General features: G+C 63.0%; 21 protein-coding genes and 1 pseudogene. 6 read left to right on the forward strand and 16 right to left on the reverse strand.

Annotated features, from left to right (window positions below; genetic code table 11):
- Positions 1-22: 22 nt before the first annotated feature.
- The 9 genes and pseudogenes from JaAD80_RS07250 to JaAD80_RS07290 all read right to left on the reverse strand — a co-directional run bounded on the left by JaAD80_RS07250 (position 23) and on the right by JaAD80_RS07290 (position 8,852).
- Positions 23-1,042 (reverse strand): L-threonylcarbamoyladenylate synthase, encoded by a 1,020-nt coding sequence (locus tag JaAD80_RS07250; RefSeq protein WP_102293560.1) that lies wholly within the window; start codon positions 1,040-1,042, stop codon positions 23-25.
- Positions 1,039-2,247, reverse strand: a complete 1,209-nt coding sequence (locus tag JaAD80_RS07255; protein WP_102293561.1) for a 5-(carboxyamino)imidazole ribonucleotide synthase — start codon at positions 2,245-2,247, stop codon at positions 1,039-1,041. The genes JaAD80_RS07250 and JaAD80_RS07255 overlap by 4 nt, the downstream gene beginning before the upstream one ends.
- Before the next feature lie 15 nt (positions 2,248-2,262).
- Positions 2,263-2,763, reverse strand: a complete 501-nt coding sequence (gene purE / locus JaAD80_RS07260; protein WP_102293562.1) for a 5-(carboxyamino)imidazole ribonucleotide mutase — start codon at positions 2,761-2,763, stop codon at positions 2,263-2,265.
- 1 nt (position 2,764) lies between these two features.
- Positions 2,765-3,658, reverse strand: coding sequence for a phosphoribosylaminoimidazolesuccinocarboxamide synthase (locus JaAD80_RS07265; RefSeq protein WP_102293563.1), 894 nt, complete (start codon positions 3,656-3,658; stop codon positions 2,765-2,767).
- A 104-nt stretch (positions 3,659-3,762) separates the two neighbouring features.
- A complete protein-coding gene (gene fba, locus JaAD80_RS07270) occupies positions 3,763-4,827 on the reverse strand; it encodes a class II fructose-bisphosphate aldolase (protein WP_034746119.1) in 1,065 nt (354 codons plus the stop codon).
- 85 nt (positions 4,828-4,912) lie between these two features.
- A complete protein-coding gene (gene pyk / locus JaAD80_RS07275; RefSeq protein WP_102293564.1) occupies positions 4,913-6,373 on the reverse strand; it encodes a pyruvate kinase in 1,461 nt (486 codons plus the stop codon).
- A gap of 113 nt (positions 6,374-6,486) precedes the next feature.
- On the reverse strand, positions 6,487-7,698 hold the full coding sequence (locus tag JaAD80_RS07280) for a phosphoglycerate kinase (RefSeq protein WP_102293565.1): 1,212 nt from the start codon (positions 7,696-7,698) through the stop codon (positions 6,487-6,489).
- A 77-nt stretch (positions 7,699-7,775) separates the two neighbouring features.
- Complete coding sequence (locus JaAD80_RS07285) at positions 7,776-8,126, reverse strand: AzlD domain-containing protein (RefSeq protein ID WP_102293566.1); 351 nt, start codon at positions 8,124-8,126, stop codon at positions 7,776-7,778.
- A pseudogene (locus tag JaAD80_RS07290) lies at positions 8,119-8,852 on the reverse strand (AzlC family ABC transporter permease). The gene JaAD80_RS07285 and the pseudogene JaAD80_RS07290 overlap by 8 nt, the downstream one beginning before the upstream one ends.
- Positions 8,853-9,122: 270 nt before the next feature.
- Between JaAD80_RS07290 and JaAD80_RS07295 the strand changes: the two are divergent.
- The 4 genes from JaAD80_RS07295 (at position 9,123) to JaAD80_RS07310 (ending at position 11,452) form a co-directional block, all read left to right on the forward strand.
- Complete coding sequence (locus JaAD80_RS07295; RefSeq protein WP_102293567.1) at positions 9,123-9,317, forward strand: zinc-finger domain-containing protein; 195 nt, start codon at positions 9,123-9,125, stop codon at positions 9,315-9,317.
- Positions 9,318-9,394: 77 nt separating this feature from the next.
- Positions 9,395-9,820 (forward strand): nuclear transport factor 2 family protein, encoded by a 426-nt coding sequence (locus tag JaAD80_RS07300; protein ID WP_102293568.1) that lies wholly within the window; start codon positions 9,395-9,397, stop codon positions 9,818-9,820.
- Positions 9,820-10,857: a YheT family hydrolase gene (locus JaAD80_RS07305; RefSeq protein WP_102293569.1), complete on the forward strand. Its 1,038-nt coding sequence runs from the start codon at positions 9,820-9,822 to the stop codon at positions 10,855-10,857. The genes JaAD80_RS07300 and JaAD80_RS07305 overlap by 1 nt, the downstream gene beginning before the upstream one ends.
- Positions 10,850-11,452, forward strand: a complete 603-nt coding sequence (locus JaAD80_RS07310) for a DUF2946 family protein (RefSeq protein WP_102293570.1) — start codon at positions 10,850-10,852, stop codon at positions 11,450-11,452. Before JaAD80_RS07305 ends, JaAD80_RS07310 begins: the two co-directional genes overlap by 8 nt.
- Here JaAD80_RS07310 and JaAD80_RS07315 read toward each other — a convergent pair.
- Entirely contained in the window at positions 11,449-13,095 is a 1,647-nt protein-coding gene (locus JaAD80_RS07315) for a M48 family metalloprotease (RefSeq protein WP_258002851.1), read from the reverse strand. The genes JaAD80_RS07310 and JaAD80_RS07315 overlap by 4 nt on opposite strands.
- A gap of 169 nt (positions 13,096-13,264) precedes the next feature.
- Between JaAD80_RS07315 and moaC the strand changes: the two genes are divergently transcribed.
- Positions 13,265-13,771: a cyclic pyranopterin monophosphate synthase MoaC gene (moaC, locus tag JaAD80_RS07320; RefSeq protein ID WP_102293579.1), complete on the forward strand. Its 507-nt coding sequence runs from the start codon at positions 13,265-13,267 to the stop codon at positions 13,769-13,771.
- A gap of 12 nt (positions 13,772-13,783) precedes the next feature.
- On the opposite strand, the gene JaAD80_RS07325 is transcribed toward moaC, so the two are convergent.
- The gene (locus JaAD80_RS07325) at positions 13,784-14,164 is read right to left on the reverse strand and encodes a DUF6713 family protein (protein ID WP_102293580.1); all 381 of its coding nucleotides are present in this window, start codon (positions 14,162-14,164) and stop codon (positions 13,784-13,786) included.
- Between the two features lie 163 nt (positions 14,165-14,327).
- Here JaAD80_RS07325 and JaAD80_RS07330 point away from each other — a divergent pair, with 163 nt between their 5' ends.
- Entirely contained in the window at positions 14,328-15,050 is a 723-nt protein-coding gene (locus JaAD80_RS07330; protein ID WP_102293571.1) for a flagellar brake protein, read from the forward strand.
- Positions 15,051-15,080: 30 nt separating this feature from the next.
- On the opposite strand, the gene JaAD80_RS07335 is transcribed toward JaAD80_RS07330, so the two are convergent.
- From JaAD80_RS07335 to JaAD80_RS07355, 5 genes are all read right to left on the reverse strand, one after another.
- Positions 15,081-15,545: a prepilin-type N-terminal cleavage/methylation domain-containing protein gene (locus tag JaAD80_RS07335; protein WP_102293572.1), complete on the reverse strand. Its 465-nt coding sequence runs from the start codon at positions 15,543-15,545 to the stop codon at positions 15,081-15,083.
- Positions 15,546-15,760: 215 nt separating this feature from the next.
- Positions 15,761-16,642 carry a succinate--CoA ligase subunit alpha gene (gene sucD / locus JaAD80_RS07340; RefSeq protein ID WP_034746085.1) on the reverse strand — a complete coding sequence of 294 codons (882 nt, stop codon included), beginning with the start codon at positions 16,640-16,642 and terminating at the stop codon, positions 15,761-15,763.
- Between the two features lie 13 nt (positions 16,643-16,655).
- Positions 16,656-17,825, reverse strand: a complete 1,170-nt coding sequence (sucC, locus tag JaAD80_RS07345; RefSeq protein ID WP_102293573.1) for an ADP-forming succinate--CoA ligase subunit beta — start codon at positions 17,823-17,825, stop codon at positions 16,656-16,658.
- A gap of 85 nt (positions 17,826-17,910) precedes the next feature.
- Positions 17,911-18,555: a DUF2889 domain-containing protein gene (locus tag JaAD80_RS07350; RefSeq protein ID WP_374755234.1), complete on the reverse strand. Its 645-nt coding sequence runs from the start codon at positions 18,553-18,555 to the stop codon at positions 17,911-17,913.
- 194 nt (positions 18,556-18,749) lie between these two features.
- Positions 18,750-20,294 (reverse strand): class I SAM-dependent methyltransferase, encoded by a 1,545-nt coding sequence (locus JaAD80_RS07355; protein WP_102293581.1) that lies wholly within the window; start codon positions 20,292-20,294, stop codon positions 18,750-18,752.
- Positions 20,295-20,496 lie beyond the last annotated feature (202 nt).

Below are 20,496 nucleotides of genomic sequence, written 5' to 3' on the forward strand. Positions count from 1 at the left end.
AAAGCCCCTTGCGGGGCTCTTTTCATACGGATAGAAATTGCTGCAAGATACCACTTGAGCCGAACGCGGCACGCCGCAAACGGTCATTGATGCCCAGCCACTGCGGGCCGGTGGGCGGCGCCTCGACGAGAATCAGCTCGGCGCCCACCTGGTCCATCGTGCGCAGCGAGGCGTACAGCGCGTGTGCATAGCTTTCCGGCACGGCGGCCAGGCGCACGCTGGCGCTGGCAGGCGGCATGTCCGAGTAATGGATCAGGGCCACGCGGCGTCCGTCGTTGAGCAACCGGTTCAGCGTTTCGCCCAGCGCATCGCTGTGCTGCATCGCAACAGGCGTGTGTGGCGCGTAGTGCGATTCCAGGGTGCCCGATGCGCGCGGCGCGGCGGCGTCGGCCATCGCCGGCGCGCGGCCGATGACGGCGGCGATTTGTTCGCTGCTGATATGGCCAGGGCGCAACAGCACGGGGCCATGCGTGGCCAGGCGCGACAGGTCGACGATGGTCGATTCGATGCCGACATCGCTCTGCCCGCCATCGAGCACGGCACCCAGCAAGCCGCTAGCGAGTTCCGCCGCGAATTCATCGCGCACGTGCTGCGCCGTGGTCGGGCTGACATTGCCGAATTTATTCGCCGACGGCGCCGCCAGCCCGCCCTTGCCGCCCTTGAAGGTGCGTAGCAATTCGATAGCCACCGGGTGCGACGGGCAGCGCAAGCCCACCGTATCCTGGCCGCCGGAAACGGCGTCGGGAATATGCGCGGCGCGCTTGACGATCAGGGTCAGCGGACCGGGCCAGAAGGCGGCCACCAGCTGCTGCGCTTCCACGGGTATCTCGTCGGACCAGTGCGCCAGGTCGGCACCGGGCGCCACGTGCACGATCACGGGATGGTCGGATGGACGTCCCTTGGCTTCGTAAATGCGCGCCACGGCGGCCGGGTTTTCCGCATCGGCACCCAGGCCATACACGGTTTCCGTGGGGAAAGCGACGAGACCGCCCGCTTCCAGCACGGCGGCGGCCGCTTGCAGGTCGTGTGCGGGCACGCTCACGGCGCGATTCCCAGGATCAGGCAAGCATCGTGCAAGCGCTGCTGCGCTTCCGGCAAGGTGGGCGCGACCAGGGTCAGGTGGCCCATCTTGCGGCCACGCCGCGGATCATCCTTGCCGTACAGGTGCAGGCAGGCGCCCGGCAGCGCCAGGATGCGGTCCCAGGCCGGTTCGCTGGCGACATCGCCGCCGTCGGCAAACCAGGCGTCGCCGAGGATGTTGAGCATCACGGCCGGCGAATGCTGGCGCACGTCGCCCAGCGGCAAGCGCGCCATGGCCCGCACCTGCTGCGCGAACTGGCTCGTAACGCAGGCATCCATCGTGTAGTGGCCGCTGTTGTGCGGGCGCGGCGCCATTTCATTGACCACCAGGCTGCCATCGGTCAATACGAAGAATTCGATGCACAGCACGCCCACGTAGCCGAGTTCGGCGACCATGGCTTGCGCCGCCCGCTGCGCCTTGGCAGCGCTGTCGTCGCAGACGTTCGGCCCCGGCACGGTGGTGGTAAACAGCACGCCGTCGCGGTGCACGTTTTCGGCGATCGGATACACGACCGATTCGCCATCCGCGCCGCGCGCCGTCAGCACCGACACTTCATACGCCAGCGGCAGCATTTTTTCCAGCAGACAAGTTACTTCGCCCATTTCCGCGAACGCGGCGCGCACCTCGTCGCGCGTGCGCACGCGGAACTGGCCCTTGCCGTCATAGCCCATGCGCACGGTTTTCAAGATGCCCGGCAGCAAGTCGTCGCCGATGGCGTCGATATCGTCTTGCGTGGCGATGACCATGTGCGGCGCCGGCAGCACGCCCGACTTGGCGGCGCAATCGACAAAGAAACGTTTTTCCGCGATGCGGTCTTGCGCCACCGACACGCCGTGGGCATTGGGCGCCACGAAAACGTGACTGGCCAGGCGCGACAGGCTGCCGGCCGGGACGTTCTCGAATTCCGTGGTGACGGCCAGGCACTGGGCGGCCAGCGCGTCGAGGCCGGCCTCGTCGTCATAGCCGGCGTTGATCAGGCGCTGCGCCACCTGCCCCGCAGGGCAAGTGGCGGCCGGTTCCAGCACAGGTTCAAGAACTGCAACCTGGTAGCCCATGCTCTGGGCGGCCTGGGCAAACATGCGGCCCAGCTGGCCGCCGCCCATCACGCCCAGCCATGCCGATGGATGGGAGGCAGGCAGCAATGGGGAAGTCAATTTACTATTCATTATTTTTCAAGCACATTATTCAAGCGGCAAGACCATCGCCTTGGCGGCGGCAGTTTGCGTGGCGCGGAAAGCTTCTAGCTGTTCCGCCAGGGCGTCGTCGTTGGCGGCCAGCATGGCCACCGCCGTCAGCGCCGCATTTGCCGCACCCGCTTCACCGATGGCGAAGGTGGCCACCGGCACGCCCTTGGGCATTTGCAGGATCGACAGCATGGAGTCTTCGCCACGCAGGTATTTCGATGGCACGGGCACGCCCAGCACGGGCACGATGGTCATCGCCGCCACCATGCCAGGCAGGTGGGCCGCGCCGCCGGCACCGGCGATGATGGCGCGCAAGCCGCGCGCGCGCGCGCTTTTCGCGTACGCATACATTTCGTCCGGCATGCGGTGCGCGGAAATGACTTGCGCCTCGAAGGGCACGCCAAACTGTTTCAGGATGGCGACCGCGTTCTGCATCACGTCCCAGTCCGAGGACGAGCCCATGATGACGCCAACCAAAGGCTTGTTTTGCTCTGCCATCTTATGCCTTCAGCTTCTCGCCCGTCAGGCGTTCGATGGCTTCAAAATACTTGGCCTGGGTTTTTTCAATGACGTCGGCCGGCAGCGCAGGCGCTGGTGCGGTTTTGCCCCAGGTCAACGTTTCCAGGTAGTCGCGCACGAATTGCTTGTCGAACGACGGTGGCGAAATGCCTTCCTGGTAGGAATCGGCGGGCCAGAAGCGCGACGAATCGGCCGTCAGCACTTCATCCATCAGGTGCATCACGCCATTGTCGTCCAGGCCGAATTCGAACTTGGTGTCGGCGATGATGATGCCGCGCGTGGCCGCATATTCGGCGGCGGTTTTATACAGTTGAATGGCGACATCGCGCATCCTGGCGGCCAGCTCAGCGCCGATGCGCTCTTCCATTTCCGCAAAGCTGATGTTTTCATCATGCTCGCCCAGTTCGGCCTTGGCCGCCGGGGTAAAAATCGGCTCCGGCAGCTTGGCCGCCTGTTGCAGGCCGGCTGGCAATTCGATGCCGCAGATGCTGCCCGACTCCTGGTAATCTTTCCAGCCCGAACCGATGATGTAGCCGCGCACGACCGCCTCGACCATGATCGGTTTCAGGCGCTTGGCCACCACGGCACGACCCCGTACCTGCTCCACTTCATCCTCTGCCACCACGGACTCAGGCGCGACGCCGGTCAGGTGGTTCGGCACGATATGGCCGAGTTTCTCGAACCAGAAGTCGCTCATCTGGTTGAGGACCATGCCCTTGCCGGGGATAGGCTCGTTCATGACGACATCGAAGGCCGACAGGCGGTCCGTCGTGACGATGAGGATCTTGTCGTCGCCAACGGCGTAGTTGTCGCGGACCTTGCCGTGGCCCAGCAGTGGCAGGGAATGGATGGAAGTCTGATAGAGGCTGTTCATAGCGGGGGAATAGTTGGATGAAACGAAACCGGCAGGCAGGGGGCGCCTGCCGGTCGAGAAAATCGGGCACGGAGGATTGCATCCGGCCCGTTCCAGACAGAATTTTACTTCACAATTTGCGACAGCTCGCCGGCCTTGTAGCGCTCGGCCATTTTTTCCAGTGGCATGGCCTTGATTTTCGACGCCTGGCCTTCGCAGCCGAACGCCTGCATGCGCGCGCGCACGATTTGTTCAGCAGCCAGACGGGCTGGCTTCAGGTAGTCGCGCGGGTCGAATTTCGACGGGTTCTCGAACAGGTACTTGCGGATTGCGGCCGTCATCGCCAGGCGGATGTCGGTGTCGATATTGATCTTGCGCACGCCGTGACGGATGCCTTCCTGGATTTCCTCGACTGGCACGCCGTAGGTTTCCTTCATGTCGCCGCCGAATTCACGGATGATGGCCAGCAATTCCTGCGGGACCGACGAGGAGCCGTGCATCACCAGGTGGGTGTTCGGGATGCGCGCGTGGATTTCCTTGATGCGGTCGATGGCCAGGATGTCGCCCGTCGGCTTGCGCGTGAATTTGTAGGCGCCGTGCGAGGTGCCGATGGCGATCGCCAGCGCGTCGCACTGGGTGCGCTGCACGAAATCGGCCGCTTGCGCCACGTCCGTCAGCAGTTGTTCGCGCGTCATGGTGCCGTCGGCGCCGTGGCCGTCTTCCTTGTCGCCCTTCATGGTTTCCAGCGAACCGAGCACGCCCAGTTCCGCTTCCACCGTCACGCCGATGGCGTGCGAGAATTTCACCACTTCACGCGACACTTCCACGTTGTATTCATACGAGGCAACCGACTTGCCGTCCGCTTCCAGCGAACCGTCCATCATCACGGAAGTAAAACCCGAACGGATGGCGGCCATGCAGACGGCCGGCGACTGGCCGTGATCCTGGTGCATGACGACGGGAATGTGCGGATACGCTTCGACGGCCGCGTCGATCAGGTGGCGCAGGAACGCTTCACCGGCGTATTTGCGCGCGCCAGCGGACGCCTGCATGATCACCGGGCTGTTGAGCGCGTCGGCGGCAGCCATGATGGCCTGCACTTGCTCAAGGTTGTTGACGTTGAAAGCAGGAATGCCGTAACCGTTTTCGGCGGCGTGGTCCAGCAGTTGACGCATGGATACGAGAGACATGGTAATACTCCAGATAACAATAGAAACCGTTGCGGCGCTTCGCGGCGGATGACTGACTGCCGCGCCGGCGCCTGCATTCTTTATATCAAATCAGCACGGAGTCAAGATCGCCGACCTTGACGATTTTCAATGCGTTTGTGCCACCCACCTGGCCCATCGGCTCGCCCCAGGTGACGACGATCATGTCGCCCTTCCTGACGATACCCTGTTCCACCAGTAAATCTTCCGCCTGCTTCAGCACTTGCGCGCTGGGGGCGTTCTGCATCAGATGATACGCGCGTACATTGCGGTACAGCGCCGCTTTGCGCAAGGTTGTGACGCTGGGCGTGAGCGCGTAGATCGGCGTGTCGATGCTGTGACGGCTCATCCACAAGGCCGTGGAACCGGACTCCGTCAGCGCCACGATGGCTTTCACGCGCAGGTGATGGGCCGTAAACAGCGCGCCATACGCGATCGACTGGTCGATGCGGGTAAACGTGACGTTGAGGAAATCAGCGTCGAGCTTGTTGTATTCGGACTGCTCCGCTTCGACGCAGATGGCGGCCATCATTTCGACCGTCTCGATCGGGTACTTGCCAGAAGCCGTCTCGGCGGACGTCATGACGGCGTCGGTGCCGTCGAGCACGGCGTTCGCCACGTCGGACACTTCGGCGCGGGTCGGCACGGCGTTGACGATCATCGATTCCATCATCTGCGTGGCCGTGATCGCCAGTTTATTTGACGCGCGCGCCATCTTGATCATGCGCTTTTGCAGTGCCGGCACGGCCGCGTTGCCCACTTCCACGGCCAGGTCGCCGCGCGCCACCATGATGCCGTCCGACGCGTCGAGAATCTCTTGCAGTGCGGGAATGGCTTCCGCGCGCTCGATCTTGGCGATCATCATCGGCTTGTGGTGATACGGTTCGCCGGCGATATTGGCCAGCTGGCGCGCCATTTCCATGTCGGTCGCGCATTTCGGGAAGGAAATGGCCAGATAGTCGGCCTGGAAACTCATGGCCGTCTTGATGTCTTCCATATCTTTCGCCGTCAAAGCCGGCGCGGACAGGCCGCCGCCCTGGCGGTTGATGCCCTTGTTGTTCGACAGCTCGCCGCCGATCTTGACGGTGGTATGGATTTCGCTGCCGTGGATGCGCTCGACGATCAGCACGATCAGGCCGTCATTGAGCAGCAGCACGTCGTGCTTGTGCAGGTCGCGCGGCAGGGCCTTGTAGTCGAGGCCGACACGTTCCTGATTGCCCAGTTCGCCGTTCTCGCCCCACTTGGCGTCGAGGATGAACTTGTCGCCCGCTTCGAGCTGGATGCGCGCATTTTCAAACTTGCCGACACGAATCTTCGGCCCCTGCATGTCGGCCATGATGGCCACTTCGCGGCCGCATTCGAGCGCCGCCAGGCGTACCAGCGCCGCGCGGTCGATATGGTCCTGCGCCTTGCCGTGGGAAAAATTCAAGCGCACCACGTCGACGCCCGCCCGTATCATCTTGACCAGGATATCGAAGTCGGTAGAGGCGGGGCCGATTGTTGCTACGATTTTTGTACCACGTGGCATAGGATTCCTTGTGCGCGAGCGAAGGTGAGCAAGACCTGGCGGCTGAACCGCCCGGCAAGGTAAAAGCGCAGCGGTCAGGCTGCGCTTGGTACTGAACTGCTAACTGCCGCGCCTCAGGCGGCGCGCTGCATGAGGATTTCGACGGCTGGCAAAGTCTTGCCTTCCAGGAACTCCAGGAAGGCGCCGCCGCCCGTCGAGATATAGCTGATTTTATCGGTAATGTCGTATTTTGCAATCGCCGCCAGGGTGTCGCCACCGCCGGCAATGGAGAATGCTTTCGATGCGGCAATGGCCAGCGCCAATGTCTTGGTGCCGTTGCCGAACTGGTCGAATTCGAACACGCCGACCGGGCCGTTCCAGACGATGGTGCCGGCGGCGCCGATCTGCTGCGCCAGCAGGGCCGCTGTTTTCGGGCCGATATCGAGGATCATGTCGTCGTCCGCCACGTCGGCCACATCCTTGACGGTGGCGGCTGCCGTTGGCGAGAATTCCTTGGCGCACACAACATCGACGGGAATCGGCACTTGCGCGCCGCGCTTGGCCATGATCTCGATGATGGCCTTGGCTTCATCGACGAGTTCGGCTTCCACCAGCGACTTGCCGACGTTCAAGCCGACGGCCTTCATGAAGGTGTTGGCGATGCCGCCGCCGACGATCAGGTTATCGACCTTGTCGGACAGGGCTTTCAAGATGGTCAGCTTGCTCGATACTTTCGAGCCGGCAACGATAGCCAGCAAGGGACGGGCCGGCGCGTGCAAGGCTTTGCCCAGCGCGTCCAGTTCGGCGGCCAGCAGCGGACCGGCGCAGGCGACGGGCGCGAACTTGGCGATGCCGTGGGTGGATGCTTCGGCGCGGTGGGCCGTGCCGAACGCGTCATTGACGTAGATATCGCACAGCTTGGCCATTTTTTGCGCCAGCTCATCGCTGTTTTTCTTTTCGCCCTTGTTCACGCGCACGTTTTCCAGCAAGACCACTTGGCCGGCGGCCAGCGATTCCAGGCCGGCGCCATCGATCCAATCTTGTTTCAATGCAACTTCCTGGCCCAGCAGTTCCGACAAGCGGGCGGCCACGGGCGCCAGGCTGTCGGCCGGCTTGAACTCGCCTTCCGTCGGACGGCCCAGGTGCGACGTCACCATGACGGCGGCGCCAGCGTCGAGGGCGGCGCGGATGGCCGGCACCGAGGCGCGGATACGCGTGTCTTCGGTAATCTTGCCACTGTCATCTTGCGGGACATTCAGGTCGGCGCGGATAAACACGCGCTTGCCTTGCAGTGCATTTTGGTCGATCAAATCTTGCAGACGGATGAAGTTGAGAACAGCTGACATGGCGATCCAGATGACGAGTGGAAGGAAGTGCGCTATTTTACCGCAATGACCAGACCAAATCGCCGATTTGTCCTGCTTTACTGAAAAACGTGCAACAGTCGCAAGCCCGTGAAAACCAGCATGCCAAATACAATGGTTTGCAACATATTACGGCGAATCACGAAAAAGATCGTGGCGGCAATACCCGACAAGAGTTTCAAGTTAGACAATTCGAAGTGCACCTGCTGCCCTTCCAGCAGCATGTCGGGCGCAATGATGGCCGCCAGCGCGCATGCCGGCGCATAGCGCAGCATCTCGCCGACCCGCCGGGGAATCGTGATGTGGTGGCCGATCAGCCAGAAGGTGCTGCGCGTGGCGGCCGTGGCCACCGCCAGCACGGCGATGGCAATCCACACATCCAGGCGGCCCCAGTCGATATTCTCAAACATGGCGTTTTGTCCACTTTTCCGTCAATTCTTCCACCACCATGGCGCTGAGCATGCCCACCAGCACGGCCACCAGCAAGCCCAGTTTATAGGGCAAGCCATACGCCAGCACGGCCACCGTGCCCGCCACCAGCACGCCGCACAGGGCGGCGCGGCTGAGGATCAGCGGTATCGTCACGCACAGGATCGCCAACGTGCCGGCAAAACCCAGCCCCCACTCGGCCGGCAGACGGCGCCCAGCACGATGCCGATGAAGGAACCGATTTGCCAGGCCAGCCAGTTCGGGTAGATCAGGCCCTTGAGGAAGGGCAGCTTGGCCGGGTCCGGCGTTTCGTCCGGGTAGCGCTGCAGGAACAGGCCCACGGTGATGTCGCCTGAAACATAGCCGAGCGCAAAGCGCTGGCGCCATGGCAGGTGGGCAAAGTGCGGCGCCAGCAGCACGGAAAAGATGACGAAACGCAAATTGACGACGAGGGCCGTGGCGAAGATCACCCACACGGGCGCGTGCGCGGCCAGCAAGGGCAAGGCGGCCAGCTGGGCCGAGCCGGCAAAGACCAGCAAGGTCATGGCCCCGGCCTGCGTCACCGTCAGGCCGCTTTTGACCATGGCCACGCCCACTACCATGCCCCAGGCGGCAATGCCCAGCAGGCTGGGCGCGCCCAGCTTCAGGCCGGCACGCCAGGCGTCTTTCAGCACGCCATCGTCCGGCGCGGCCACCACAGCGTTCACGCGGCGCTCCAGCGGACGGACTGTGGTAACTGCACAACAATGGTACGCGCGAGGCGGACGGGGCGAAGGGGACGCAACGGTGATACCGGCAAGGCAAATCCAGTCAGTGTGGCGCTGCAAGTGCCGTGTTTCCGCAAAAAACCGCGCCGCAGCCGAAGATGATCAAGACGCCATTTTAGCGACGATTTTTGCTGGCTGCCTGAATCCGTTAAAATCGTGCTTTTGGCAGCAGCCGACTTCCTTCCATACAGCCTCACGGAGCATGACAAGATGACAAAATCCACCCAGCCAGCGGTCGAACTCGACGGTAAAGACTTGCCAGCCCACTGCCCTAACCCGGCCATGCCGCTGTGGTCGTCGCATCCGCGCGTGTTCCTGGAATTTAACAAGGACGGCATCGCCAAGTGCCCGTACTGCGGCACCGCCTACACCCTGAAGGAAGGCGCCAGCGCCGGCCACCATTAAACTGCCCAGCGGCGCGCCACCAGCGCGCCGTTTTTATTTGCACAATATTATTTGTACCGGTCCAGCACGGAGTCGTCATGAAACGTCTGAAGGAACTCAATGGCAGCGCCGCCGAAGTCGAAGCGGCGTTCTACGATGCATTGCACCGCGCCGACCTCGAAGCGCTGATGGCGCTGTGGGCCGACGATGAAGAGATCGTCTGCATCCACCCGGGCGGCGCGCGCCTGATCGGCCACGCCGCCATCCGCGCCTCGTGGGAAACCATCCTGGCGGGCGGCGGCCTGCATATCGTGCCGGCGCAGCTGCATGAAACACACAATCTGATGAGTTCCGTGCACACGGTCATCGAAGGCGTCACCAGCGAGGATGGCGCGCCGGCGCACCTGCTGGCGACGAATGTATACGTGAAGACGCCGCGCGGCTGGCGCATCGTGCTGCACCACGCCTCGATCGCCCCGGGCGGCGCACCGGCCGACACGACGGGGACGCAGATCCTGCACTGATGCCTTTGCCTCATATCAACAACGCGCCCTATGCCGCCCCGCTGTGGCTGCCTGGCGGCCACCTGCAGACGATTTATCCGGCCGTGTGCCTGAACAAGCCGGCCGTGGCCTTCCGCCGCGAACGCTGGCAGGCGCCCGATGGCGACTTCGTCGACGTCGACCTGGTCGACGGCCAGCCAGGCCAGCCCTTCGTGGTGCTGTTCCACGGCCTGGAAGGGTCGTCGAACAGTCATTACGCGCGCGCCATGATGGCCGAGGTGGCGGCGCGCGGCTGGTCCGGCGCCGTGCCGCATTTTCGCGGCTGTTCAGGCGAAGCCAACCTGGCGCCACGTTTTTACCATTCGGGCGACGCGCAGGAAGTGGACTGGGTCTTGCGCCAGTTGCGCCCGCGCGCCACGGGCAGGTTTTATGCGGCCGGCGTGTCGCTGGGCGGCAACGCCCTGCTGTGCTGGCTGGGCCAGTCGCAGCACCAGGCGGAGATCGTCGATGCCGCCGCCGCCGTGTCGGCGCCGCTGGACCTGGCGCAAGGGGGCAAGGCCCTGTCCACGGGCGCCAACCGGCTCTACACGCGCATGTTCCTGAATACCCTGAAACCGAAATGCCTGGCCAAGCTGGAGCAATTCCCCGGCCTGTTCGCGCGCGACGCCATGCTGGCCGCGCGCGACTTGCATGCCTTCGACAATGTCGTCACGGCACCTCTGCACGGCTACCGCGACGCCGACGATTACTGGCACCGCGCCAGCGCCAAGCACGTGTTGCACGACATCACCGTGCCGACCCTGGTACTGAATGCGAAAAATGATCCCTTCCTGCCCGGGCGCTTCCTGCCGCGCAGCGCCGCGCCGAACGTCACGCTCGAGTATCCGCGCCACGGCGGGCATGTCGGCTTTGCGGCCGGCGCCTTGCCGGGCAGCCTGGATTGGCTGCCGCAGCGCCTGCTTTCCCACTTTGAACACGGCAGCGTAGCGCCGTCCGCGCCGCAAAGCTGTCACGCTGGCGCTGCCCCCACTTACCCGGAAAATGTCTTACATGGATGATCTCGTCAAGCAAGCCCTGGCCAAATGGCCAAACGTCCCCCACTGCTACGGCTGGCTGGGCCTCGATGCGCGCGGCCACTGGCGCATGCGCGACCAGCAGGCGCAGCAACAGCAACTGCCGGGCGAGAAGATCGTCCATGCGGCCCTGCTGGGCTTTATCAACCGCAATTATGCGCAGGATGAACGGGGCTGCTGGTTTTTCCAGAACGGCCCGCAGCGCGTGTATGTGAACCTGGAAGCGACGCCGTACATCGCCCGCAGCGACCCGCAGCATGGTTTTGTCTTGCAGACGGGAGCGCCGCTGGAACAGTTTGAACAAGTCTACTGGTGCGACGACGGCACGCTGATCTTGCGCCACGCCGATATCGTGGCGCAGGTGGATGACCGCGACCTGTCGCAGGTGCTCGATGCGCTGCATGTCGATGGCCAGCCGGCCAGCAACGACGCCTTGCAGGACTGGCTGGAATGGCACCAGGGCAGCTTGACCCTATTGCACGCGGGCAAGCACATTGCCGTGCAGCCGCTGGACTATGACGCGGCGCCGTCCTTGTTCGACTTCGTGCAGCTGCCGCAAGCCGACACGGACGAGGACTAGGACTTCTGGTCCTTCAGCTGCTCGCGGCGTTTCTCCTGCAATTCCCGCTCGCGCGCATCGATCACGGCCTGGTCGTAAAAGGTGGCGTCCGTCGATTTGCGGGCGATCGTCAGCTGGTCCAGCGCGGCCATCGTGGCACCCTGCAGCACATAGGATTCGGCCAGGGCCATGTGCTGCAAGGTCATCTTGCCCTGTTCAGCATACGCTTTGGCCAGCAAGTCATACAGTTCCGGTTCTTCCTTGTACAGCTGCACCTGGTCGCGCAAATACAGGGTGGCCTGCTCCTGCTTGCCGGCCGCCATCAGCGCTTCCGCATACTGGCGGGCAATCCCGCGCGACAGGGGGAATTGCATGCGCGTAGCGTCCGCCGCCTTGAGGGCCTGCTGTGCCACTTCCTTCTTTTGCGCCGGCATCAAGAGCACTTCCAGCGCCATCGCCGCCAGCAGGGAATTCGGGCCTTGCGTGCCGCCCGAGGTAAATACATTCGGCCCGGCCGGCTGGTGCAGCGCCGCATTGGCCGCATCGAGTTCCGCCTGTGCCTCGGCGGGCTTGGCCTGCTTGACGGCCACATACGACAGGCCGTAATGGGCGGCCGTTACCTGGAAGCGGCTTTGCTGCTCCAGCTGTGTCTTGAAAACCGCCTTGGCATTGAGCAAACCCTGCACGCTTTCATCCTGCAGCACGCGGGCGCGCGCGCGTGCCAAATGGAAATTCAGGCTGTCCGGGCGCTGTTTATAAGGCTGCTCGCGGATGCGCGCCTGGATATCGGCGATGCGCTCCGTCGTCAGCGGATGGGTTTGCAGGTAAGCGGGCACCAGGTCGCTGTACGAGCGGCTGGCCGCCTGCATGCGGCCAAAGAAGGCCACCATGCCGGTGGTGTCGAAACCGGCTTCGCCCATGATCTGGAAGCCGATGCGGTCCGCCTCGCGCTCGGCATCGCGGCCAAAATTGAGCTGGCGCTGGATGGCCAGGCCCTGGCCGGCTGCAAACACGCCCATGGCCACGTCGCCGCCGGCGCGCGACGCCAGCGCCGCCAGCAGCATGGCGGCCAGCGGCATCAGCGCATCCTGGCGCTGCTGGCCCAGCATGCGGGCAATATGCCGCTGCGCCACGTGGCCGATCTCGTGCGACAGCACGGAAGCGAGTTCCGCCTCCGTTTGCGCAGCCAGCAGCAAGGCCGAGTGCACGCCGATGAAGCCGCCCGGCAAGGCGAACGCGTTCAACTGGGGATCGCGCACGGCAAAAAAGAAATAATCGTAGTTCGTTTCGCCGCGCACGCTGGGCCGCGCCGCCACCAGGGCGTTGCCGAAGGTATTCAGGTATTCCAGCAGGGGCGCGTCATCGAGGTAGTCGCGGTCGCCGCGCACGCCGCGCATGATTTCCTCGCCGATCTTGCGTTCCATCGCCGGCGACAGGTCTTCGCGCGAGGTATCGCCCAGGTTCGGCAGGTTGGGCGCAGGCGGCACGGCCAGCTGCGTCCAGGTGCTGGCCGGCTTGGCGGGTGCGGCGGGTTCCGAGCTGAAGGTTGGCTTTGGCGCGGCTGGCGCCGGCGAGGTTTGCGCCAGCGCGGCGTGCGCCAGCACAAATGGCGAAGCGAGCCACAATGCGGCCAGCACGGGCGCGCGCCATGGCGGGCGCGGCATGGCCGCAACGGCGTGGTGGAGCACGATGTGGAGGGGAGTTTTTGAATTCACGGGTGCTATCATACCTTGTTAGCGGCGCCCTTTCCCACGCGACAGGCAGGCGATATGCTTGTTGCATGCCTTGCCGCGCAAGTGTGCCGCGCCCACCATATTGACCTCATTTGACGCCATGACAACAGCAGACAAGCACCCCCCCGCCGGAGAACTGACCCATTTCGATGCCACGGGCCAAGCCCATATGGTCGACGTCGGCAGCAAGGAAGACACGCGCCGCAGCGCCGTGGCCGCCGGCACCATCCGCATGCAGCCCGCCACCCTGACCCTGATCATTGCCGGCACCGCCAAGAAGGGCGACGTGCTGGGCATCGCCCGCATCGCCGCCATCATGGGCGCCAAGCGCACCAGCGATTTGATTCCCCTGTGCCACCCGCTGGCATTGACGCGTGTCACGGTCGATTTTGAGGTCGATGCGGCAGCCAACAGCGTGCACTGCCGCGCCCAGGTCGACACCACCGGCAAGACGGGCGTGGAAATGGAGGCGCTGACGTCCGTGCAGATCGGCCTGCTGACGATCTACGACATGTGCAAGGCCGTCGACCGCGGCATGGTCATGACGAATGTGCGCGTGCTGGAAAAGCATGGCGGCAAGTCGGGCGACTGGCACGCCCAGGTGTAAGGCCGCGCTGTACTATGCGGCCTGGCGCGTGCGCTGCCCCTGGACGCGGCGCAAGTCGCACAGCAGCCACACGCCGCTGGCCAGGCACAGCACGATAATGGCCACGGACAGGGGCAAGTGGAACTGTTCCAGCCCCGCCAGCGCGAAGCCGGCGTGGATCAGGCAGATGCCCACGCCCAACGCGGCGCAGATGCCCGCATACAGCTTCGCCTGCGCGGTGGCCAGCAGCACGTGCCGGTAGCCCACCAGCACCACGGCAATCGCCGCCAGGTTAAACACCAGGAAACCCTGGATGCCGCCCGGCACATGAAACATTTCCCATTCACGCCAGTAGGCGGCATCGACCTGATGCAGGATCAGGCACAACATGGTCCAGAAGTATCTGCGCGTCATGATATTTACATTCGTCAATATTGACGCAATTGTAAAGCGGGAAACACCTGGCGGCGCCAGCGCACGCATTTTTTTCCTGCCAAACCGCATTTTATTGATGTAAATGCTTTTTCATCAAGAATTCATGCATACTGCTATTCGACAACATTACGATGAGCATCGCATGACAAGTAACATACCCGCCGCGGAAAGCAAGCTCCAGGACTTCGAGTTCGAGGCCATGAATCTGCAGGTGGGTGGGCGCATCCAGTTCATCACGCACCGCACCATCAAGCCCATCCAGCATTTCTCGACCCTGATCGGCTATGTGAAGGATGAGTACCTGATCGTCAGGATTCCCATGGAAAACGGCGGCGCCATCATGCTCAACGAAGGCGACAAGCTGACCATCCGCGTGTTTTCCGGCGTCACCGTGTGCGCGTTTTCCTGCAGCGTGCTGCGCATCTTTGGCCGCCCGCTCAACTATGTACACCTGAGCTTTCCCGACGCCATTCAGGGCACCAGCTTGCGCACGGCCATGCGCGTGAAAGTCGAGATTCCCGCGCAGCTCAGCTACCGCGAAGTGGCGGCTGTGCCCGTGTTCATCGTCAACCTCAGCGTGTCGGGTGCGCTGATCGAATCACCCAGCATGCTCACGCCAGACGACGCCGGCGTCATGCTCAGCTTTACTTTGCTGGTGCAACCGAACAAGCACCAGATGCGCGTCAATACGCGCGCGCGCATCCAGAACGTCAGCGTGGGCAAGCCCTCGAATGGCCATGCGGCGGACGTGGCGGAAATTCATACGTACGGCGTGCAATTCATCGACCTGGAACCGACCCACTACACCTTGCTGCAAAACCTCACGTATGAAGCGCTGATCGCCGACCGGCAAAAGATCGTCTGAGGCCACTGCGCCGCTGCCGCGGCCACCGCGTCACAGCGTCGCCGCCGGCGCGGGCGGATTGTTCTTCAGGATGGCCGCGATGGCCGCCGTATTCGTCACGGTGGTGCTGTTTAGCCAGCTCAGGCTGCTGGTGCCCGGCTGCAGGGTCATGGTCACGAGCTTGCCGCCCATGCCGGCGCCCAGATCCTCCGCCAGGGTCAGCTCGATATTGCCGGTGATGACCTTGGCGCTGGCCACTTCGCGCGTTGGAGTAAAGGCGGGGATGGGGCCAGCGACGTTCTGCGCCGGCGTGCTGCAAACGCCCGCCTCGCCGGCATTTTCCTGCACGCACAGGGCCACCGCCGTTTTCAGCGGCGCGGCCGCCGCCAGCACGTTGCTGACCTTGGCCCGCATCGTGTAGTCGCCGTACTGGGGAATGGCCACGGCCGCCAGGATGCCGGCGATGGCCACCACGATCATCAGTTCTATCAGGGTAAATCCGCTCTGCGCACGCATCGTTGCCTCCCAGGCTGCATATGGTCACGCCATGCACGGTGCAAGCGCCATGCCAGCAGTGCGCACGGGCGAAGCGGGGCCGGGCGGCAAGAAAAACGACGCATTTGGGCGCAAGCGGGCAATTCCCGTCGGCCGCTGCCGTGGCGCGTCCTTGCCGCAGGCAAAAAAAAAGGAGCCGAAGCTCCTTTTTTTATTGCATCAAGACCAGGCTGGAATTACAGCATGGCTTTCAGCAGACGCGCCATTTCCGACGGGTTTTTGGTCACGGTGATGCCGCAAGCTTCCATGATTTCCAGCTTGGCTTGTGCCGTATCGGCACCGCCCGAGATCAGCGCGCCGGCGTGGCCCATGCGCTTGCCGGGAGGAGCGGTCACGCCAGCGATGAAGCCGACGACCGGTTTTTTCATGTTGTCTTTGATCCAATAAGCCGCGTTGGCTTCGTCAGGACCGCCGATTTCGCCGATCATGATGACCGCGTCGGTATCTGGATCATCATTGAACATCTTCATGATGTCGATGTGCTTCAGACCGTTGATCGGGTCGCCGCCGATGCCGACAGCCGACGATTGGCCCAGGCCCAGTGCGGTCAGCTGACCCACTGCTTCATAGGTCAGGGTGCCCGAACGCGATACCACGCCGATACGGCCCTTCTTGTGGATGTGGCCTGGCATGATGCCGATCTTGATTTCGTCTGGCGTGATCAGGCCTGGGCAGTTAGGGCCCAGCAGCAAGGTTTTGCTGTTGGCTTTAGCCATGCGGTCTTTCAGGGCCATCATGTCACGCACAGGAATGCCTTCGGTGATGCAAATGGCCAGATCCATTTCAGCTTCGACAGCTTCCCAGATCGCAGCTGCCGCGCCTGCTGGCGGCACGTAGATCACGGAAACGTTGGCGCCGGTTTCTTTTTTCGCTTCGGTCACGTTAGCGAAAATAGGAATGCCTTCGAAATCTTCGCCGGCTTTCTTCGGGTTCACGCCTGCCACGAAGGCAGCTTTGCCGTTCGCGTAGTCGCGGCAACCGCGGGTGTGGAACTGGCCGGTCTTGCCGGTGATCCCTTGGGTAACGACTTTGGTATCTTTATTGATCAGAATGGACATGTTGATTCCTTAATTAAGCTTGACCGGCAGCAGCGGCAACGACGCTCTTGGCTGCATCTTCCATGGTGTCGGCTGCGATGATAGGCAGACCGGAATCGGCCAGCATCTTTTTGCCCAGATCTTCGTTGGTGCCCTTCATGCGCACCACCAGCGGTACGTTCAGCGAAACGGCTTTCACTGCGGCGATGACGCCTTCAGCGATCACGTCGCAACGCATGATGCCGCCGAAAATGTTCACCAGGATAGCTTTCAAGCCTGGATTTTTCAGCATGATCTTGAACGCTTCGGTCACTTTTTCTGCCGTGGCGCCGCCGCCGACGTCCAGGAAGTTGGCTGGCTCGCCGCCGAACAGTTTAATCGTGTCCATGGTCGCCATGGCCAGGCCGGCGCCGTTTACCAGGCAACCGATGTTGCCGTCGAGCGAGATGTAGGCCAGGTCGAATTTCGACGCTTCGATTTCCGCTGGATCTTCTTCGTCCAGATCGCGCAGGGCGACGATTTCCGGATGACGGAACAGGGCGTTCGGGTCAAAGTTGAACTTCGCGTCCAGGGCGATGACCTTGCCGCTGCCGGTGACGATCAGCGGGTTGATCTCGGCCAGCGAGCAGTCGGTTTCCCAGTAGGCTTTGTACAGGCCTTGCAGGTTGACGCGGGCGTCGGCGATCGAACCGGCAGGCACGCCGATTTTCGCGGCGATGTCGTCTGCCTGGGCATCGGTCAGGCCGGTGCCTGGATCGATGGTGACGTGGTGGATTTTCTCAGGGTGGCTCTCGGCCACTTCTTCGATGTCCATGCCGCCTTCGGACGACGCCATCAGGACGATTTTCTGGGTGACGCGGTCGGTGACCAGCGAAACGTACAGTTCTTGCTTGATGTCGGCGCCTTCTTCCACCAGCAGGCGGTTGACTTTCTGGCCTTCGGCGCTGGTCTGGTGCGTGATCAGCTGCATGCCCATGATCTGGTCAGCGTATTCCTTGACCTGTTCGATCGATTTTGCCACTTTCACGCCGCCGCCCTTGCCGCGGCCACCTGCGTGGATCTGCGCCTTGACAACCCATACCGGGCCGCCCAGGGTTTCCGCAGCCTTCACGGCTTCGTCGACGGACATGCACGGAATACCGCGTGGTACCGTCACTCCGTGCTGCCGGAGGATTTCTTTGGCTTGATACTCATGGATTTTCATGCTGGCTTCCCTTCTGATACTGATTTGTAAAAATACGGTTAGTGGTGCAAAAAAAACAGGAAAAACGGGAAAAACAGCGCCGGGGTCACGCTTTGGCTACCCAGCGCGGGTAATACTGTGCCACCGCCCCGCCATCGGTGCGCAGGGCGTGGCATCTGTCGAGTTGAAACGGCTTTTCATGCGGCAAATCAGCATTCTCACCGTCGCGGGTCGACCAGACATCGCCGGCAAATGCCTGAACCGTCGCAGTCGGCAAGACTTGCGCCAGTTCCGTCAAATGGGTACAGCCGGCGATTCCCGCCAGGCGCTGTTTCAAGTCGCGGCGGAAATTCTTCAATAAATTCAGACCGATCAGCGCCCTGTAGGCGGGGCCGATGGTATCGCAAAAACCGGGATACGGTACGGCCTCGGAGGCGGCTTCAGCCTCGACGATGGTCAGTTCGCGATCGACGGTAATGCGTAAATGGAGGTCATGCAGGGGGGTGCCGGCGGGACGGGGGCCGGAGGCCAGGGTCGCGTCATAGCTTTTGATATCGGTGATACGGGCGTCAATATCCCACAGGCCGTCGTCGCGCACATACGCTTGGACGTCGATAACGCGGGAGTGCCGTAGGGCGCGCCGGGATACGGGAGTTGACAGGGGCATAAGACCGATGCCGCTTGCGCGGCCATAATTTAGTAAGCAGCCATGTGCATAAAGCACGCCGTTCGCAGCTTCTACGAACAGCAACCGCACCTGCGGCGCCGCAAAAACCCTAAAAGTGTAGCACACAGGGCGCTAGTTGCGCCGCAACATAATTTTTTATTGGTCTTGCCGCCCGCCTGAAATTATTGATGAAAATCGCAAAACAAATGACCGCCATTCACGATTCAAATAACTAATTACAGGCATGCAGGCCTTGCCTGCCTGCCCGCCGCCCCGCCTCAGTCGGCCACGCCCAGGGCGCGCAGAACCGGCAAGGTGCGCGTGGCAAAATACTCGGCGTGCGCCAGCAGCTCGGCCAGGTTTTCCTCTTCCGTCAGCAAGGGCTGTCCATCCCTGGTCAGCAACTGGTTCAGGCGCAGCAGCACGGGCCACGTCGCGCGCACGCAGTCCTGCGGCGTTGCAGCACCTTGCAGCTGCGCCCACAGGAATAGCTGTTGTAAATGCGATACAACCACGCCGCCCCCCGTCAGGGGACTGGCGAGGATATGCAGATCCGTGCGCTCCAGCGCCAGCGTCAGCAGGTGCGCATTCAGGCGCGCCGTCTGCGGCCGCGCCACGGCGATGCCGGCCTCGTCCTGGACGGCCAGCACGCTGCCCTTGCTGACGAGAATCAGCACGATTTGCAGCAAGGCGGCCAGGCCGGCGTCGCTGCCCGCCAGTTGCAGTTGCTGCTCCAGTTCGCCTATCGTGTAGACGCGGTGGTCCGCCATGGCATCGAGCACGGGCGCATACACGCGCTCGTCCATATCGGCGTCGCCCAGCACGCCATGCACGCTCAGCACCACTTCGTCGCGCGGCACGGCCAGCATCACGCGCACGGCCCGCAAGGCGCTCGCCTGGGCGAGCGGCGTCAGCCGGCGCGCGCCCTTGACCCAGTAATCCTTGCGGAACTGCTCGTTGACGAGGAAGGCGCGCGTCGTTTCGCGGAAGGTGGGATCGGGAATCTCGGCGAGGAATTGCTGGTGCTCGGCCGTCAGGTTCAGCATGTCGACCAGCGCCGTGTAATTGGCGGACGCGGCAAACTCCAGCTTGGCCTCGCCCAACATGGCGGCCAGGCGCGAAAAGGCCATCGGCTGCCAATCCGCATTGAAGTATTCGTGCGCCACATAATTGCGGTCCAGCGCCTTGAGTTTCTCGAAGCGGTCCGCCAGCAGGGGATAGGCTTCCAGGTAGCGCGGTTGCGTGGCGATCATCCGGTCGACGAAATCGATGGCGCCGTCGACTCTGGCCAGCACGCCCACGCCCGGCGCGCTCATGACGCGGCTATGTTCGGCCAGCAAGTCGCGCATTGGCATCATGGCGCTCCAGCCTGGCTGCGTGTTATAGCTGATGTAGGCGACGCCGCCCACTTTCAGCTTGCGCTGCAGGAACTCGACGATCAGTGCGCGGTTTTCCGCCGAGACCCAGCTCCAGATCCCGTGCAGGCAGATATAGTCGAAATCAGGCAAGTCGTCGCGGCGGCAAAACTGCGCGAACGATTCATCCGTGAACTGCGCGCCGGCGCCGGACGCGCTGGCCAGTTCCTGCGCAAAAGCGGCCTGGGACGGGTTGAAATCATTGCCATGCCAGCGCGTGGCCGATGCCGCCGCATGGATGTTGGCGCTGACGCCCTGGCCAAAACCCAGCTCGCACGCCGTGCCGCTGGCCGGCAAGGCCAGGCCGGCGGCCAGCAGGGGCAGCCGCAGGCGCAAGGGGTTCAATTCTTCGTAATAGCCATAGGTATAGGCGATTTCGGCCATATAGCCGGCATTCCAGTTGCTCATCTCGCGTCCTGTCACGGTCAGTGGCGCTGCGCGCAGCGCACAGCATTCGAGCGCCAGCATACCCGATCGCACGGCGGCGCCATACGGGAAACAGAGGGCGTTTGAAAGTCCAGTTCGTGGCAGGCCGCCAGGCGTGGCATGGGCAAGGCGACACAGGGGCCGAGCCGGGCCGAGGCGGCCTGGGCTGCGCTGGGCTGGGCTG

This window comes from Janthinobacterium sp. AD80, from assembly GCF_002878455.1.
Classification (GTDB): Bacteria; Pseudomonadota; Gammaproteobacteria; order Burkholderiales; family Burkholderiaceae_D; genus Janthinobacterium.